The organism is Diaphorobacter sp. LR2014-1, assembly GCF_002916785.1.
Lineage (GTDB): Bacteria > Pseudomonadota > Gammaproteobacteria > Burkholderiales > Burkholderiaceae_C > Diaphorobacter > Diaphorobacter nitroreducens.
This window is the reverse complement of sequence record NZ_MTBE01000037.1, coordinates 15356-32416: the sequence shown is the minus strand read 5'-3', so window position 1 is coordinate 32416 and position 17061 is coordinate 15356. Positions and strand designations below refer to the sequence as shown.

General features: G+C 64.2%; 16 protein-coding genes. All 16 read right to left on the bottom strand.

Annotation, left to right across the window (positions count from 1 at the left end; all coding sequences use genetic code 11):
- The coding region (gene trbL / locus BV908_RS18835; protein WP_103738912.1) for a P-type conjugative transfer protein TrbL at nucleotides 1-638 on the bottom strand (638 nt) is incomplete at its 3' end.
- Complete coding sequence (locus BV908_RS18830) at nucleotides 635-955, bottom strand: hypothetical protein (protein ID WP_016851776.1); 321 nt, start codon at nucleotides 953-955, stop codon at nucleotides 635-637. The genes trbL and BV908_RS18830, both read right to left, overlap by 4 nt.
- A 12-nt stretch (nucleotides 956-967) precedes the next feature.
- Nucleotides 968-1708 carry a P-type conjugative transfer protein TrbJ gene (gene trbJ / locus BV908_RS18825; RefSeq protein WP_103738911.1) on the bottom strand — a complete coding sequence of 247 codons (741 nt, stop codon included), beginning with the start codon at nucleotides 1706-1708 and terminating at the stop codon, nucleotides 968-970.
- A gap of 11 nt (nucleotides 1709-1719) precedes the next feature.
- On the bottom strand, nucleotides 1720-4164 hold the full coding sequence (trbE, locus tag BV908_RS18820) for a conjugal transfer protein TrbE (protein ID WP_103738910.1): 2445 nt from the start codon (nucleotides 4162-4164) through the stop codon (nucleotides 1720-1722).
- Between the two features lie 9 nt (nucleotides 4165-4173).
- Complete coding sequence (locus tag BV908_RS18815; protein ID WP_011806061.1) at nucleotides 4174-4446, bottom strand: VirB3 family type IV secretion system protein; 273 nt, start codon at nucleotides 4444-4446, stop codon at nucleotides 4174-4176.
- A complete protein-coding gene (locus BV908_RS18810; RefSeq protein ID WP_011806062.1) occupies nucleotides 4443-4820 on the bottom strand; it encodes a TrbC/VirB2 family protein in 378 nt (125 codons plus the stop codon). Before BV908_RS18810 ends, BV908_RS18815 begins: the two co-directional genes overlap by 4 nt.
- On the bottom strand, nucleotides 4817-5851 hold the full coding sequence (gene trbB / locus BV908_RS18805; RefSeq protein WP_103738909.1) for a P-type conjugative transfer ATPase TrbB: 1035 nt from the start codon (nucleotides 5849-5851) through the stop codon (nucleotides 4817-4819). Before trbB ends, BV908_RS18810 begins: the two co-directional genes overlap by 4 nt.
- Nucleotides 5848-6294, bottom strand: coding sequence for a CopG family transcriptional regulator (locus BV908_RS18800; RefSeq protein ID WP_013517139.1), 447 nt, complete (start codon nucleotides 6292-6294; stop codon nucleotides 5848-5850). The genes trbB and BV908_RS18800 overlap by 4 nt, the downstream gene beginning before the upstream one ends.
- The gene (locus BV908_RS18795) at nucleotides 6291-8291 is read right to left on the bottom strand and encodes a conjugal transfer protein TraG (RefSeq protein ID WP_103738914.1); all 2001 of its coding nucleotides are present in this window, start codon (nucleotides 8289-8291) and stop codon (nucleotides 6291-6293) included. The genes BV908_RS18800 and BV908_RS18795 overlap by 4 nt, the downstream gene beginning before the upstream one ends.
- Nucleotides 8292-8509: 218 nt before the next feature.
- The gene (locus BV908_RS18790) at nucleotides 8510-8782 is read right to left on the bottom strand and encodes an EexN family lipoprotein (protein ID WP_009523287.1); all 273 of its coding nucleotides are present in this window, start codon (nucleotides 8780-8782) and stop codon (nucleotides 8510-8512) included.
- 35 nt (nucleotides 8783-8817) lie between these two features.
- Nucleotides 8818-9711: a LysR substrate-binding domain-containing protein gene (locus BV908_RS18785; protein WP_103738908.1), complete on the bottom strand. Its 894-nt coding sequence runs from the start codon at nucleotides 9709-9711 to the stop codon at nucleotides 8818-8820.
- Between the two features lie 69 nt (nucleotides 9712-9780).
- Entirely contained in the window at nucleotides 9781-12969 is a 3189-nt protein-coding gene (locus BV908_RS18780; RefSeq protein WP_103738907.1) for a CusA/CzcA family heavy metal efflux RND transporter, read from the bottom strand.
- A 16-nt stretch (nucleotides 12970-12985) separates the two neighbouring features.
- On the bottom strand, nucleotides 12986-14578 hold the full coding sequence (locus BV908_RS18775) for an efflux RND transporter periplasmic adaptor subunit (RefSeq protein WP_038212377.1): 1593 nt from the start codon (nucleotides 14576-14578) through the stop codon (nucleotides 12986-12988).
- A gap of 2 nt (nucleotides 14579-14580) precedes the next feature.
- Nucleotides 14581-15906: a TolC family protein gene (locus BV908_RS18770; RefSeq protein WP_038212374.1), complete on the bottom strand. Its 1326-nt coding sequence runs from the start codon at nucleotides 15904-15906 to the stop codon at nucleotides 14581-14583.
- 166 nt (nucleotides 15907-16072) lie between these two features.
- Nucleotides 16073-16426, bottom strand: coding sequence for a hypothetical protein (locus tag BV908_RS18765; RefSeq protein ID WP_059401156.1), 354 nt, complete (start codon nucleotides 16424-16426; stop codon nucleotides 16073-16075).
- 204 nt (nucleotides 16427-16630) lie between these two features.
- The gene (locus BV908_RS18760) at nucleotides 16631-16966 is read right to left on the bottom strand and encodes a DUF4148 domain-containing protein (protein WP_059401157.1); all 336 of its coding nucleotides are present in this window, start codon (nucleotides 16964-16966) and stop codon (nucleotides 16631-16633) included.
- Nucleotides 16967-17061 lie beyond the last annotated feature (95 nt).

Sequence of the window (17061 nt, the reverse complement as noted above, 5' to 3'; positions counted from 1 at the left end):
ACCAGAACCTTGACGCCGGAGGCCACCACGTTGCCCAAGACCTTTTCGGCGAGGAACGCGGTCTTGTTCCAGAGCGCGAATGGCACCAGCACGAATCCGGCGAGCGTGGTCAGCTTGAACTCGATCAGCGTGATGAACAGTTGGATCGCCAGCACGAAGAAACACAAGACCACGACCAGCCACGCGAGGAACATCACCACGATGGGGTCGAGGTTCACGAACACTTCGGGAAAGCCCGCCATCTCGCCGATCTGCTCCAGAATCGGCGCCCCGGCGTCGATGCCGGTTTTCGCCAGCCGGCCCGGCTGCAAGAAGTTCTCCATCGTGATGGCCGAGCCGGTGGCGGTGATGCCCAATCCCGCAAACGAGCGGAACACGATGCTGGCCAGCCAGTTGAAGTTATTGATGATGTAGGCGAAGGCACCGACGTAGAGCACCTTGCGCAGCAGCTTGGCGATCACGTCCTCGCCCTGGCCGGTGGCATGGCTCATGGCCCAATACAGGCCGGCGATCGTCATGTCGATGACGATCAGCGTGGCAGTGAGGAACGCCACTTCGCCCCGCAGCAGCCCGAAACCCGAGTCGATATAAGCGGCAAAGGTGTTGAGGAACTGGTCGATGATGGTCACGTCATTCATGGCGTGTCCTCCGGTTCGGCGGGAACGGCCGGCGCCATGCCATCGGCCGGTTCCTCGAAGCTCGGCGGGATCGGCGGCAGGTCGCCCAGCGTCTGGTATTCATCCGGCCCGGCCTGGCCGGAGAAGAAGCGCCGCCGGAAGGCTTCGGCGGCGGCACGGCAAGCGTCCTCGCCCGTGGCCTGCCGGTCGGCCGCGCATTGCGCGCGCAATGCCTTCAGCCGCACGGGATCGGCGGCCAGGGCATCGGCAAGGTGGTCGGCCGGCTGCTCGCCGCAAGCGGCGAGCAGCGCGACACACAGGACGAGGACGCATCGCATGGCGGCCTCCCGTCAGTTGCCGTAGAAGTTCACGGACTGCGGCGTGTACGGCGTGCCGTCGCCCAGGAAGCGCCGCCGCACCTCGCGGGCGCGCTCCGTGGCTGCCGCCTGCCGCGCCAGCTCCAGCGACGCCGCCCGGTCTTGCGTGATCTGGAGCCGCTGCGACTGGATCGACTGCTTGGCCTGCAAGGCCAGCAACTGATTCATGGCCTGCATCGCCTGCAACGCACCTTCGGCCGACTGGCTCTTGCCCACAAGATCGGCCAGCACGCTTTCGTCTTCGCCCAGGTTCTGCGACACCTGCGCCTGCATCTGCATGGTGGTCTGCAAGCCGTTGAGCGTGTTCTTCCAACGCTCCTGCGCATCGCGGACCATCTGGTCGCCGGTCACGGTGGCGGCGTACTGCTCCGGATACAGGCGCCGGAACTCCCGATCCAGGTTCGTTACGTCGTAGGCTAATCCCCTGGCCTGGGCGATCAGCCGATCGGTCGTCGCCAGATTGGCGCGCAACTGGCCGACCACGCTGGACGGCAGGCTGGCGAGGTTGCGCGCCTGATTCATCAGCATCTGCGCCTCGTTCTGGAGCTGGCGAATCTGGTTGTTGATCTGCTCCAGCGTGCGGATCGCGGTCAGCGTGTTCTGCACATAGTTGGTCGGATCAAAGACGATGCGCCAGGCCAACGCTGGTGACGAGGTCAACAGCGAGAGCGACAACGCGGCGGCGAGCGAAATGGAAAGCGCATGGGTCTTCATGGCTGGTTCTCCTATGGGTGGTCAGCGGTACGAGAGGAACCCGGCGCAAGTCCGGGGAGTGAGGGCAGCAGGTCGGCCGCCCAATCGAGGCTGCGATGGCGCAGCCAGGCGCCCGCGAAGCCGGTTACGCCGGCATCCAGCAGCACGCGATCCATGTCGCGCTGGTCCTGCGGCGTGGAAGCGCCCGCAAAGGCCAGCGTGGCCGGCCCCAGGTCGAGGTCGAACAGGCGATTGCCGAGGCGGGACTGGTAGTAGTAGTCGCGCTTGGGCTGCGCGGTCGCCACGATCTCGATCTGGCGCGAGTTCAACCCGAAGCCCTCGTAGATCGTGCGAATCTGCGGCTCGGTCGCCTGCGGGTTGGCGAGGAAAATGCGGCTCGCGCAGCTCTCGATGATCGCGGGCGCGATGCTCGATTCCTTGACGTCCGCGAGGCTCTGCGTGGAGAAGATGACGCTGACGTTCTTTTTCCTGAGCGTCTTGAGCCATTGCCGGATACGCGCGGCAAACACCGGGTCATCGAGGAACAGCCACGCTTCATCTAGGATCAGCAGCGTGGGCGCACCGTCGAAGCGTTCATCGAAGCGCGCAAAGAGGTAATGCAGCACGGCCATGACGGCGGCCTTGCTGTGCATCAGCTCCTCCATCTCGAAGCACTGCACGTTGGCCATGCCGAGCCGGTCATGGTCGGCGTCCAGCAGCTTGCCGTGGGCACCGCCGAGCACATAGGGCGACAGCGCCTGCCGCAGCGTGTTCGATTGCAGCAGCACGGAAAGCCCCGTCATCGTGCGCTGCTCCAACGGCGCACCGGCGAGGCTTCCCAACGCCGACCAGATAGCCGCCTTCTCGTCGGGGCCGACCGCCACGCCCTCATGCAGCAAGCGGCCTTCGATCCATTCGGCCGCCCAGGTGCGGTAGCCTTCGCGGTCGATGCGTGCCAATGGCTGGAAGGCGATTTCGCCATCCGTCCCGAGGTCGTAGTGCTCGCCGCCCAACCCGAGAACCGTGGCGCGCATCGAGCGGCCCATGTCGAACGCGAAGATGCGCGAGCCGCGATAGCGGCGGAACTGCATTGCCAGCGTGGCGAGAAAAACCGACTTGCCCATGCCGGTCGGCCCCGCGACCAGCGTGTGGCCCACGTCGCCGATGTGCGTGACCAGCCGGAACGGCGTCGCGCCATCGGTGCGAGTAACGATCAGCGGAGGGCCGTCGAGGTGGTCGTTCTTCTCCGGCCCGGCCCATACCGCCGACAGGGGCATCATGTGCGCCAGGTTCAGCGTCGAGACGATGGGCTGACGCACGTTGGCGTAGGCGTTGCCCGGAATGGACGACAGCCACGCATCCACGGCGTTGAGCGTTTCCGGGATGGTGATGAAGCCGCGTCCTTGAATGACACGCTCCACCATGCGCAGCTTCTCGTCGGCCACGGCCGGGTCGGCATCGAGCACCGTCACCGTGGCGGTGAAGTAGCCGAAGGCAACTTGATCGCTGCCCAGCTCCTGCAAGGCTGCGTCGGCGTCGGCCGCCTTGTTGCTGGCGTCGGTATCGACCAGCGGGGTTTCCTGCTGGAAGATGGTTTCGCGCAGCAGCGCGATCACGTTCTTGCGCTTGGCGAACCACTGGCGGCGCAGGCGGGACAGCTCCTTTTCCGCATCGGCTTTGTCCATGCAGAGGAACCGGGTGGACCAGCGATAGCCAAAGCCGAGGCGGTTGAGGTCATCCAGAATCCCCGGCCAAGTCGAGGTCGGGAAGCCACGCACCGACACCACGCGCAGGTGCTGGCCGCCCAGCATGGGCGCCAGGCCACCGACCAGCGCGGAGTCGGTCAGCAGCGCATCGATGTGGAAAGGCACTTCAGGCACGCCGACGCGATAGCGCCGCGTCGAGATGGTGGCGTGCAGGAAGGTCAGCGTCTGGCTGTCGTCCAGCCACGCGATTTCCGGCATCACGCCATCGAGCAGGTCGAAGATGCGATCGGTTTCCGCGACGAAGGCCGTCAGGCGCTCGCGCCAGTCCACGCCTTCGGTGGGCCGGTTCTCGTACAGCATCCCGGCCGCGCGGGCGCGTGATTCCTCGGGCGGCAGGTACACCAGCGTCAGGTGGTAGCCGCTCTCGAAGTGGTTGCCCGAGTCCTCGAACGTAGCGCGGCGTTCCTCGTCCACCAGCCACGACAACGGCTCGGGAAACTCCGAGTGCGGATAGTCGGCTGCGGGCCGGCGCTCGGCTTCGATGAACAGCGCCCAGCCCGAACCCATACGACGCAGCGCGTTGTTCAAGCGCGCCGACGTGGCAATCAGTTCGCCTTGCGTTGCGCTATCGAGGTCAGGCCCGCGAAACCGGGCCGTGCGCTGGAAACTGCCGTCCTTGTTCAAGACGACGCCCGGTGCGATCAGCCCGGCCCAGGGCAACCAGTCGGCGAGCAAGGCCGGGCGCTGGCGATATTCGGCAAGGTTCAGCATGGCATCACCTCACACGTCCAGCAGCGGCCGGTGCTTGATGTGCCGCGCGAACACGGCCATGAACTGCGGATCGACACGCGCACCCCAGACCGCCAGCGAATGGCCGACGATCCAAAGCACCAGCCCAGGAATCCACATCTGCAAGCCCAGGCCCACGGCAGCGGCCAAGGTGCCGTTGGTGATGGCCACGGTGCGCGGAGCGCCGCCCATCAGGATCGGCTCGGTCAGAGACCGATGTAGCGGCACCTCGAAGCCGGGTATTCCATCGTGTGGGCCGTTCATACGACGGCCCCACCGGAGAAGCTGAAGAACGACAGGAAGAAGCTCGAAGCGGCGAACGCGATGGACAGGCCAAACACGATCTGGATCAGCTTGCGGAACCCGCCCGAGGTATCGCCGAAGGCCAGCGCCAAGCCCGTGGCGATGATGATGATGACCGCGACGATGCGCGCCACCGGCCCCTGGATGGATTCGAGGATGGATTGCAGCGGCCCTTCCCAGGGCATCGAGGAACCCGCGGCCTGCGCGGTGCCTGCGAGCAGCAACATCAGCGCCGCGAGCATCAAGCCCTGCATGGCCGGGCGAGCCAGGCCATCCAGCCGTGCGGGCCGAGGAAGCGGATTTGCGGAAATACGGAAAGCATCAGCGTGCGTCATGGAAGTTCTCCAGAGTGGTCAGGGGACAGGGAGGAAAGGTCGGACTGCGGCAGCAGCTCCGGGAATGGAGCCTCCAGCGCATCCGCCAGTTGGTAGCCCACGCCATCGAAGCCGACGACGCGGGCGATGCTCTCGATGCGGCGCTTGCGTCCGCGCCCGGCGATGTGGATCACCACGTTGACCGCTTCCGCGATCAGCGCACGGGGCGGGTTCACCGCCACTTCGAGAATCAGTTGCTCCAGGCGCAGCAGTGCGCCCAGTACGGAGCCGGCGTGGATGGTGGCGATGCCGCCCGGATGGCCAGTGCCCCAGACTTTGATGAGATCCAATGCCTCGGCGCCACGCACCTCGCCGACGACGACACGATCCGGGCGCAGGCGCATCGAAGATCGCACCAGCTCGGTCATGGACACCACGCCCTGGCGTGTGCGCAGCGGCACGTGGTCGCGGGCCGCGCATTGCAGCTCCACCGTGTCTTCGAGCACCAATACGCGGTCGCCCGTGGCGGCGATCTCGGCCAATAGCGCATTGGCCAAGGTGGTCTTGCCGGTACTCGTCCCGCCGGCGATCAGAATGTTCTGGCGTTCGCGCACGGCGCGCACCAGCAAGCCCGCCTGCGCGGCGGTCATCATTTCGTCCTCGATGTAGCGCGACAGCGGGATCACGCCAAAGGCGCGCTTGCGCAACGCAAAGGCCGGCCCCGGCGCAGCGGGCGGCAGGATGCCCTCGAAGCGTTCGCCCGTCTCGGGCAGTTCCGCCGTCAACAGTGGCTGGCCGCGATGCACCTCGGCGCCGACGTGGGCCGCGACGAGGCGGATGATGCGTTCACCGTCCGCCTCGGACAGCTCCACACCCATCGGTGCGCGACCCGACGAAAGCCGGTCGATCCACAAGGTTCGATCCGGGTTCAGCATGACTTCCACTACGTCGGGGTCTTCCAGCGCGGCGGCGATCAGCGGCCCCATTGCCGTGCGCAGCATCTGGATGCGGCGATCCAGGGAAACGGCGGTGAAGGAAGGAACGGCGCTCATGACGCGCGCTCCTGCGCGTCGTCCATGCGTGCCGGGTCTGGATGCAGTTCTTCCACCACGTCCCGCACCAGACTGCGACCGCGCAGCAAATGCCGCCCGAGTTGTTCGACGAACTGCTCGAAGCGCGCCTTGCCCTGGGCGCGCGCTGCGTCCTGATGCGCTTCGGGCACGGGCGTGCTCACCGTGAGGAAGTAGCGGATGAACAGTGCCAGCGTCTCGATCTGGATGTTCAGGTCGCGCTCCATGCGCTCGGCGTGCCGTGACAAGCGATCCAGGCGCTTGGCAATTGCTGCTTCGCGCTGGTCGGCGGCATCGGGCGACAGCCACGATGCCAAGGCGGCAGCGACGATGCTGGACTTGGATACGCCTTTCTTGGCGGCCAGTTCGTCGAGCCGCTTGCCATGCTCAGGCTGGATGAACACGTTGAGGCGGTGTTGGGTCATAGGTCGATTCCGTCGTCAGGGTCGAGGGAAGCCAGCCGGGCCGTGCGCTGCATGGCCGGATCAAGCTGGCGCGGAAGGGGAAGCGGCAAGTCGTCGTCGTCATCGAGCAACCCGAGGTCGGCTGCGGGCGCGGCCAGCTCGGGGTCGTAGGCGACGGTTTCGGAGAGTTCAGGCTGACGGCGCGGGCCGCCTTCATCCGTGGAACCCAGGCCATCGGCGGATGCCGTGGCCGGTGCGGCGGGCACGGCGGGGATCGCCAGCCCGCTCCAGTCGTCCGGGCGTAGCGGCGGCGCGTCGGCGTACTGCCCGTCCGCCAGCGTGGGCGGCGGCAGCAAGCGATGCTTGAAATTGCTGTCCGCGTAGTAGCGCAGCTTCTTCGCCTTGATCGGCGCCACGCTGGACACCATCACCACGGCCTCGTCGGGCGGAAGCTGCATGACTTCACCCGGCGTCAGCAGCGGACGCGCGGTTTCCTGGCGCGACACCATCAGGTGGCCCAGCCACGGCGCAAGCCGGTGGCCCGCGTAGTTGCGCTGGGCGCGCAGCTCGGTGGCCGTACCCAGCGTCTCGGAGATCCGCTTGGCGGTGCGCTCGTCGTTCGTGGCGAACGTCACGCGCACATGGCAGTTGTCGAGGATGGAATGGTTCTGCCCATACGCCTTGTCGATCTGGTTGAGCGACTGCGCGATGAGAAAGCTGCGGATGCCGTAGCCCGCCATGAAGGCCAGCGCCGTCTCGAAGAAGTCCAGGCGCCCCAGCGCCGGAAACTCATCGAGCATCAGCAGCAGCTTGTGACGGCGCTCGATGCCATCGGAGCCATCGAGCGATTCGGTGAGGCGCCGGCCGATCTGGTTGAGGATCAGGCGAATGAGCGGCTTCGTGCGCGAAATGTCCGAAGGCGGCACCACCAGGTACAGCGACACCGGATGCTCGGCCGCGATCAGGTCGGCGATGCGCCAGTCGCAGCGCGATGTGACTTCGGCCACCGTGGGGTCACGGTACAGGCCGAGGAACGACATGGCGGTGCTCAACACGCCGGAACGCTCGTTGTCCGATTTGTTGAGCACTTCGCGCGCGGCCGACGCCACCACCGGGTGCGAGCGATCGCCCAGGTGCAGGGTCGTCATCATCCGGTGCAGCGTCAGCTCGAACGGGCAAGCCGGGTCAGACAGGAAGTTGGCGACGCCGCACAGCGTCTTGTCCTCGCCGGCATAGAGCACGTGCAGAATCGCGCCGACCAGCAGCGCATGGCTGGTCTTCTCCCAATGATTGCGTTTCTCTAACGCCCCTTCGGGATCGACCAGAATGTCGGCGATGTTCTGCACGTCGCGGACTTCATGCACGCCGCGCCGCACTTCCAGCAGCGGGTTGTAGGCCGCTGACTGGCTATCCGTCGGGTTGAACAGCAAGCAATGCGAAAAGCGCGAGCGCCAACCGGCGGTGATCTGCCAGTTCTCGCCTTTGATGTCGTGGATGACGGCCGAAGCTGGCCAGGAAAGCAGCGTCGGCACCACGAGGCCCACGCCCTTGCCCGAGCGCGTGGGCGCGAAGGTCAGGATGTGTTCCGGGCCTTCATGGCGCAGGTACTGGTGGTCGTGCTGGCCGAGGAACACGCCGGTCGGCTGCGTGAGGCCGGCCTTGCGAATGTCATCCGCGTTCGCCCAGCGGGCCGAGCCGTAGGTCGTGACCAGGCGCGATTGCCGCGAGCGCCAGATCGACATGCCGATGGCGACCACCACCGCCAGCAATCCGCTGCCGCCTGCGATGGCGCCGCCGGTGTCGAACACGCGCGGCGCATAGGCATCGAAGACGAACCACCACTCGAACAGCCGCCACGGGTGATAGACCGGCGTACCGAAGAAATCGAACCAGGGCGAGCCAAGGCGTAGCTGATAGCCCAGGGCGGCGGCTGTCCATTGCGTGGCGCTCCACACCCCAGCGATCACGATGCCGAACACCACGGCAATCTGACCGAACAGCACGTTCGTTCCCTGCATCATCCAGCCTCCGATCGCGGCACAGGCATGTGCCGCCCTCGTGAGGATCAGTGCCGCTGGGCGTGCCGGTCAAAGACCGTTATCGGCATGTTGATGCCGCAAAAAGCATGGTTTCCGGCAGGGAAGAACTGGGGCGAAAGACCGCCACAACGGGCGCGCTGCTGCGCAGCGCGCAAAAAGGCGCAGGCACGCGCAGGTGCGTTGCGGCAAACCGACCATCAGAACTTCGGCGGTTCCTTCGGCGGCGTATAAGGCACCTTGCCGTCACCCAGGAAACGCCGGTTCGTCGCCTCGGCCACTCGGTTGCACAGCACGTCGCCCATCGTCGGACGATCCGTCTTGCACTGCTGGCGCAGTTCTCGCAAACGCACGGGGTCAGCAGCCAGTTCCTCCACGCTGGGCACGGCGGCGGGCTTGGACGGCTCAGACTTGCCGCAGGCGACCAGCAGAACTGCTAGCGACGACATAGCGATGATCTTGGATAGGTTCATGGCTTGAATCCTCCGAAGTGAAACGGGGCCAATGGCTAAGCGTCTCCCGGTCCCAGGGCTTCGACCCGCTCGATAAAGCGGGCTAGCGCCTGCGACGGCTCGGCGTCGCGGCGCAGCAGATAGGTGGTGAGCATGGGCGACTTTCCCGCGAGCGGTCGGCCCACCACGCCCGGCTCGTGGCTGGAAGCGATGTGCGCGGCGCCTGCGAGCCCCAGCGCCAAGCCGGCCGACACGAAAGTCATCATCACGTCGAACGTGGCGACGTACTGTTCGATCAAGGGCTCCCGGTCCTGCTTGCGCAGGATGCGGTCGATCTGCTTGGCATGGCCTTCGCTAACTGCCGGGTCGCCCAGCACCAGGGGATGTTGCAGCACTTCATCCAGCGGTACCCGCCTGTGGGCCAGTAGTTCATGGCGCGCGGGCATGGCGACCATCAGCTCATCCTCCCAGGCGGGTTCGATGATGATGCCGTCGCCCACCTCGTCGGCCATCGAGAAGCCCGCGTCGTATAGATCGTCACGCAGGCCGCTGAGTTGCTGGGCCAGCGGCACCTCGAACAGGCGGATCTCGATCTCCGGGTCTTCCTCGCGGCAGCGCGCCAGCAGCGCCGGCAGGCGCGAGGGGGTGATGCCGTCGGACAGCGCCACGCGCAACCGGCCGTGAAAGCCATTGGCTGCCGCCTTCACGCTCTCACGCGCCTGGTCCAGCGCCAGCAGCACGCGAGGCGCGTTCTCCATCAGCAGCTTGCCCGCCAGCGTCAGGCGCGTGCTGCGGCTGGTACGCACGAACAGTTGCGCGCCCAATTCCTCTTCCAATTCCCTGATGGCGCGCGACAGTGGTGACTGTTCGATATGCAACCGCTCCGCAGCGCGGGCGAAGTGAAGCTCTTCGGCAACGGCCAGAAAGTACCGGAGGTGACGGAATTCCATGAGTCGATGTCCCTGTAAAGCTTAAAGGAGTCTGTCGTGGTGCCGTAACGGCGTTCATCGTTTGTCCTTTCAAGCGGTTACGCCCTCATGTGCGGGCTCTGCCGTGACATCCTCTTCCTGCTCATCCGGGCGATGGGCCAGCCGGTACAGGATCGGCAACACCAGCAGCGTCAGCATGGTGGAAGACAAGATGCCTCCGATCACTACGGTAGCCAGGGGGCGTTGCACTTCCGCGCCTGTTCCCGTGGCAATCGCCATCGGGATGAAACCCAGCGACGCCACTAGGGCTGTCATCAGCACCGGCCGCAAGCGTGTCAGCGCGCCCTCGCGGATGGCTTCATCCAGCGGTGTTCCGTCCTCGCGCAACCCGCGGATGTAGGAAATCATCACTAGGCCATTGAGCACGGCCACACCTGACAGCGCGATGAAGCCCACGGCAGCGGAAATCGACAGAGGAATGTCGCGCAGCCACAGCGCCAAGATGCCGCCGGTCAGCGCGAACGGAATGCCAGTAAAGACCAGCAAGCCGTCCTTGACATTGCCGAACATGGCGAACAACAGCAGGAACACCAGCAGCAGCGACACCGGCACGACGATCTGCAAACGCTGCGTGGCTGATTGCAGATTCTCGAAAGTACCGCCCCAACTCGTCCAGTAGCCCGTGGGAATCTTGACCTGTGCCAGCGCCGCCTCGGCGTCGGCCACGAATGAGCCCACGTCACGGCCGCGCACGTTGGCGCTCACCACGATGCGGCGCTTGCCGTTTTCGCGGCTGACCTGGTTGGGGCCGGGTGCCAGCTCGAAGCTCGCCACCTCGGCCAATTGGATGAAGTTCGTCCGTCCTTCGGCACTGCCGGTCCCACCCGTTCCGCGCGGCAGCGGAATCGGCAGGCGCTTCATGCTGTCCAGGTCGTTGCGCAAGGACTCCGGCAGGCGAACCAGGATGTCGAAGCGGCGGTCGCCCTCGAACAGGGTGCCAGCCTCACGCCCGCCGATGGCGGTGGCCACGGCATCTTGGATGTCGGCCACGTTAAGCCCATAGCGCGAGGCTTTTTGGCGGTCGATATTCACGGTCAGCATGGGCAAACCGGTGGTTTGCTCCACCTTGACCTCGGACGCGCCGGGAATCTTCTGCAACATGGACGAGATCTCTTCACCCGTCTTATTCAGGACATCCATGTCGTCGCCAAAAATCTTCACCGCCACATCGCTGCGAACCCCTGAAATGAGTTCGTTGAAGCGCAATTGGATAGGCTGCGAGAACTCGTAGTTGTTGCCCGGCACCTTGCCCACGACATCCTGAATGGCCGCCAGCAATTCGTCGCGCGACTTGCGCGGCTCCGGCCACTCGGACACCGGCTTGAGCATGATGTAGCCGTCGGAAATGTTCGGCGGCATGGGGTCGGACGCGATTTCAGCCGTGCCGGTGCGCGCGAAAACGCGGTCGATCTCGGGGAACTTAGCCTTCAGCGTCGCTTCCAGGCGCTGCTGCATCGCGACCGATTGCGATAGGCTGGTGCCAGGAATGCGCAGGGCCTGGATGGCGAAATCGCCTTCGTTCAGGCTGGGCACGAACTCGCTGCCCATACGGGTGGCGATCAGGCCACACAGCACCACTGCCACGGCGGCTGCCGTGAGCACCACCGCTTTAGCCGTCATCACGCGATCCAGCAGCGGGCCATACCAGCGCTTGGCCTGCACGACCAGGAAGTTCTCTGTCTCGCTGACCCGGTGGCCGATGAATAGGGCGACCGCTGCCGGAATGAAAGTCACCGACAGGATCATGGCCCCCACCAGCGCGGCCACCACCGTGAACGCCATCGGGTGGAACATCTTCCCTTCCACCCCCGTCAGGGCGAAGATGGGCAGGTAGACCACCATGATGATGAGTTGCCCGAACAGCAGCGCGCGGCGTGATTCCTTCGATGCCAGGAACACCTCGTGAAAGCGTTCCGCCCGCGTCAACGGTCTGCCGTAGTGCGCCTGTGCATGGGCCAAGCGTCGCACGCAGTTCTCGACGATCACCACCGCTCCGTCGATGATGATGCCGAAGTCCAGCGCCCCGAGGCTCATCAGGTTGGCGCTCACCTTGTAATGCACCATGCCAGTGAAGGTGAACAGCATCGACAAGGGAATCACCGTCGCCGTGATGATGGCCGCGCGGATATTGCCCAGGAACAGGAACAGGATCACGATCACCAGGATCGCGCCTTCCAGCAGATTCTTCTTCACCGTGGCGATGGCCTTGTCCACCAGCACAGTGCGGTCGTAGACCGTCACCGCATGCACGCCCTCGGGCAAGCTGCGGTTGATCTCCACCATCTTCTTGTCCACGGCCTGCGAAACCGTACGGCTGTTCTGGCCGATGAGCATGAACACAGTGCCCAGCACCACCTCGCGGCCGTTGTCCGTGGCCGCGCCGGTGCGCAGTTCACGCCCCAGCCCCACGTCCGCCACGTCACGCACCCGTATCGGCACGCCGCCCGCACTGCTGAGGATAACGTTGCCAATGTCCTCCAGGGTCTTGACTTGCCCAGGCGCACGGATCAGGTACTGTTCGCCGCGCTTCTCGATATAGCCCGCACCCACGTTGCCGTTGTTGCGATCCAGTGCCGTCACGATGTCTTGCAGGGTAACGCCGAGCGAAGCCAAGCGAGCGGGTATAGGTGCGATCTGATACTCCTTGGCATAACCGCCAATCGAGTTGATTTCAGTCACACCGGGCACGTTGCGCAACTGCGGCTTGATGATCCAATCCTGAATCTCGCGCAGGTCTGTTGCCGTGTAGGGCATGCCGTCGGGTTTCTTCGCACCGTCCTTCGCCTCGACCGTCCACAGGTAAATCTCCCCCAGGCCGGTGGAGATCGGCCCCAGCGCAGGTGTGATGCCGACCGGCAATTTATCCCGTGCTTCCTGGATGCGCTCATTGACCAACTGGCGCGCAAAGTAAATGTCGGTGCCGTCCTCGAAGATCACGGTCACTTGCGAGAGGCCATAGCGCGAAAGAGAGCGGGTTTGCTCCAGGTTGGGCAGGCCCGCCATCACGGTTTCAATGGGGTAGGTCACCCGTTGCTCGGTCTCCAACGGTGAATAGCCCGGCGCCTGGGTATTGATCTGCACTTGGACGTTGGTGATGTCCGGCACGGCGTCGATGGGCAACTTCTGGTAGCTGAACACGCCGACGGCGGCCATGCCAATGGCAGCTAACAGCACTAGCCATCGGTGCTCGATGGCCGCGCGAATAAGTTTTTCAAACATGGGCGTAGCTCCGGCATCAATGGGTGTGCTCGGCAGAGGCTTTGCCGAGTTCAGACTTCACGACGAAACTGCCTGCGGCCGCATATGCCGCACCTGCTTGAAGACCTTGCAGTACCTCGACCCGCTTGCCATCGCTGCGGCCCAACTGCACAGGCTGGGCCACAAAGCCGTCCTTCACCTTGACGAAAACGACCGGCTTGTCCCCCACGCTCTGAATAGCGTCGCTAGCCACGCTGACTGTCACGGCGGTTTCGGACGCAATCACTTCCACATTGACGAACAGGCCGGGACGCCACGCGCCCTGGGGATTGGCCAAGACCACACGAGCCTTGGCCATGCGGGTTTGTTCGCCGATCAGCGCACCCACGAAAGTGATGGTCCCTTGCGCGCTGGCATCGAATGCCGTGGCTTTGATGCTGACCTTTTCACCCACTCTGACCAGCGGCAAATCCTTGGCGGGCACGTTGATCTCTGCCCAGACCTGGCCCAGGTCGGACACCGTGAACACGGCGGCGTCTTCCTTGACGGCCTCGCCCAGGCTGAGGTGCTTTTCAATCACCATGCCATCGAAGGGCGCACGCAGCTCGAAGCGGTTCAGCCCGCCCGAGGAACCTGGGGCCAAGCCCACGGCCGACAGCTTCTGCTGCGCGTTGGCTACGGCGACCTGCGCCTCGTTCAGCGCCTGGCCGGCTTGCAGGTAGTCCTGCTCGGCGGAAATCTTCTGTTCCCACAGCCGCTTCTCGCGTTCAAAAGTTGTCTGGGCCAAGGCCAGCCGCTTTTGCGCCGTCTGCAACTCGCTGCGCTGCTCGGATGCGGCAGGGCTGGCGATAACGGCGAGCACCTGCCCCTTCTTGACCGTTTGCCCCAAACTGGCCTGCACACTTTCGACAACACCCGCAATGCGCGGAACAACGTGCGAGGTGCGGTCTTCATTCAGCCTAATCTCACCCGGCAATTGCAGGGCAGACTTGATGCTTGCAGCCCCTGCGGTGTCAATGCCGATGGATGCAGCCTTGATTTGCGCATCGCTGAGTTCGACTTTTCCTTCCTCCTGGCTGAAGCTGAACGTGAAAGGCGCGTTGGCCGTCTGAGCCACGATGCTGATCTCGAACGCATGAGGTTCCGGGACAATCTCTCGACTCAACAGGCTGTCCTTGTCGGGAGTGAAGTTGAGCGCCTGCTTTTCCCCAGTCAGGCGTGTAACGGTAGCGCTAACCTTGGCGGCGCTGCTGGCTAGCGCCTTTTCCCTTTCGTAGAGCCAGATTCGCAGGCGTGGTTCGCCGCCGTCCTCAGCGAGTAAGGCTTCCAATCCGAAGTCCCCTTCTTTGAACAGCTTGCCGCCATGCGGCCCCTTGCTTGACCCCTCGTGGTGCTCGCCGTCCGCATGGCCTTTGTCGTCCTCGTGGGAGTCTGCGCCCGTCTTGCCATGATGCTCACCATCACTGTGGGCCTTGGCTTCCACGTGGCTGCCGTGACCCTCACCCTCAGCGCTCTTATCCGTCTTGCCGCCGAGAATGGCGCTGCCCAGTCCTATGCCCACTGCGGCGATCACGGCGATGGCAAACCACTGCTTCTTGCTGACGTTCAGTTTGTTCGTTTCGGGTTTCATGTTCATTCCTTGTTTGCAGGCAGGGTGGTCGTGGATTCGGATGCGCCGATCACGCGATCCATGTCCGCCGCCGCGCGGTGCGCATCGGCGAGCGCCTTGAGGTATTGGGACTTGGCGGCAAAGTAGGTGCGTTGCGCGTCCAGCACTTCCAGAAAGTTGAACTTGCCGTAACCAAAGCCCACGGTGGCCGCGTCATAGGCGCTCTTGGCCCCTGGCAGCACCTCTCGCTGCAATACGTCGATCTCGCCGCGAACCGACGCCAGCCGCTCGCGGGCTTGCAACACCTCTGTGCTGAGGCGCAGATTCAACGCCTGAAGTTCATCCCTCGCCTTGTCTTCACGCTTCAACGCTTCCAGCAGATTGCCCTGATTGCGGTCGAACAAAGGCAGCGGCACGGAAATGCCGAGCATTAACTGATTGCGCGCTAACTCGTTCGGACGCTTCACGCCCAGGCTGACCGTGACATCGGGCGTCTGCTTGCTGCGCTCCACGTCGGCCAGCGACCGGCGACGTTCGATCTCCAACTGCGCCCGGCGCAGTGCCGAAGAGGCCGACAGGCGCTGCTGGATGTCATCCAGCGAAGGGACGTTGGGAAGATCATCCACGCTGCCCGCTACCTGGGTGAAACGCGGCGGGTTGGCCCCGAGCAAACTAGCCAGCCGCGCGCGGGCACTGCGTTGTTCGCTCTGCGCCTGTGCCAGTTCAACCCGCACGCCGGCTTCGGCCACCCGAGCCTTGGTTTCTTCGACCGGGGACACCTTGCCCGCCGTCACGCGCTTGGCAACGGCATCCGTCGCTTGCCTGGCCAGGTCAACGCTGTCCTGGGCTAAGGCCGTGCGATCCTGGGCGGCCAGCGCCTCAAAGAAGGCGGCAACCACAGCGGCGCGAATTTCGACGCGCCGCGTGTTCAGTTCTTCAACTGCGACGTCACGCCCTCGCTCTGCCGCGGCAATGCGGGCAGCGCGCTTGCCCCCCAGCTCGATGGGCAGATTGATCTGGACGCTTTGCGTGCGGGTTGGCGTGCGTTGGTCTTCGAGCGAGTACGCCAGCTCGGGATTAGGACGTACTCGTCCCTGAATTACCTGGCCCTCCACGGCCTCGATCTCCCGTTGGGCGACAGTCAGGTCAAGATTCGCCTCCAAAGCCAGCGCGACGGCCTTTTGCAGGGTCAGGGGCGTTGCTGCTTCAATCTGCTCTACGCCGTTGGCGCTCTGCCCAAGAGCTGGTGCCGTCGGCAATAACTGAGCGAAAGCCGTCCCCGTCATGAGCGCAAGGAGCAAGCCTGCCGCAACCGCCCTCGCGTTGTAATTGTGAATATCCTTCAGCATCCGATTCTCCAGTGATTTGAAATACACAAGGGAATCGGCGGGGGGCGATCCAGATGATCGCCAGCAACGTCGTCACATCAGCCGCACGAAGCCGGCTGGATACCGTAGCGCGCCATGCGCGACGGCAGGGGTGAGGACGAAGAGAAAGGAACGCGCTCCCCGCCGATCAGGCGAGGGCACGCCACCGAGGGCGCTCTAAACGTTCGGGTGGAGGCGCGGCAAGGCTCTCCGGGTGGTACGCCGTATCCAGGGACGGGCTGATCGACGACGCCAGCTTGACATCCCCTGACAAGACCGAGAAGCACCCGGCATGACAGGACGGGCAATCAGGATCGCCGCCCAGGGTCTTGGCCGGATCAGGGCTGGCGTCCTTGCCGTCGGCCGCCTTGTGCTGGTGCGCATGGTGGCCGAAGTGCTTGGCCGCAGCCCCGGTTTCATGCTGGCAATAACTGGCCACAGCCGCCCAACTGAATTGGAGCGGCAAGAACACCAGCAAGACGATAGCCAGCCATTTGCGCATAGGGGTAACAGTGTAGCAGCTACAGGCTTCAATCCGCCATTCCTCGCTGCTTGGGTTTGTTTCAGAGTCCTCTGCGCGTAGCGTGCCTCCTCGCGGGTTCATCCAGAATGAAATAAGGACCGCTTCTATATTCGAATAGCTGTGGTCGCTTGACGCAACGAAGCGACACGAGGGGCACGGCAGCGCAGGGTATTGGCAGCAGTGTCAACCGCCGGAATACATTTCGAGCCGCGCACGCCGCGCTTCTGGTGATTCGCTGCGCATCTCATCGACAACCTGTTGGCGCGTCTTCGGTGCTGCGGAACTCTTGATGGGCACCGGCAGTCCACGTTGCATCAGCGTGAGCGTACCGTCCTTGCGGGCTGCCTCGACCTCGGCCAGCACCTGGGCACGGGTCTTGGTACTCTTGAAATGATCGGGGTGATACGTGAAGCCCTGCTCATTGGACGCGGGGTGCCAGAGCGAATCGGCCTGGGCCGCCATGGGCAGTGCCGTGGCCAGGATAATGGCTTTCATGGCGACAAGATGGGTCAGTTTCATTGCATGGTCCTTTCCAGTGTGATTTGCAGAAAATCGATATGCCCGAAGGCATGAGCACAATGTAAGAACCGGCACCGAACGGGAGTAAAACGTGC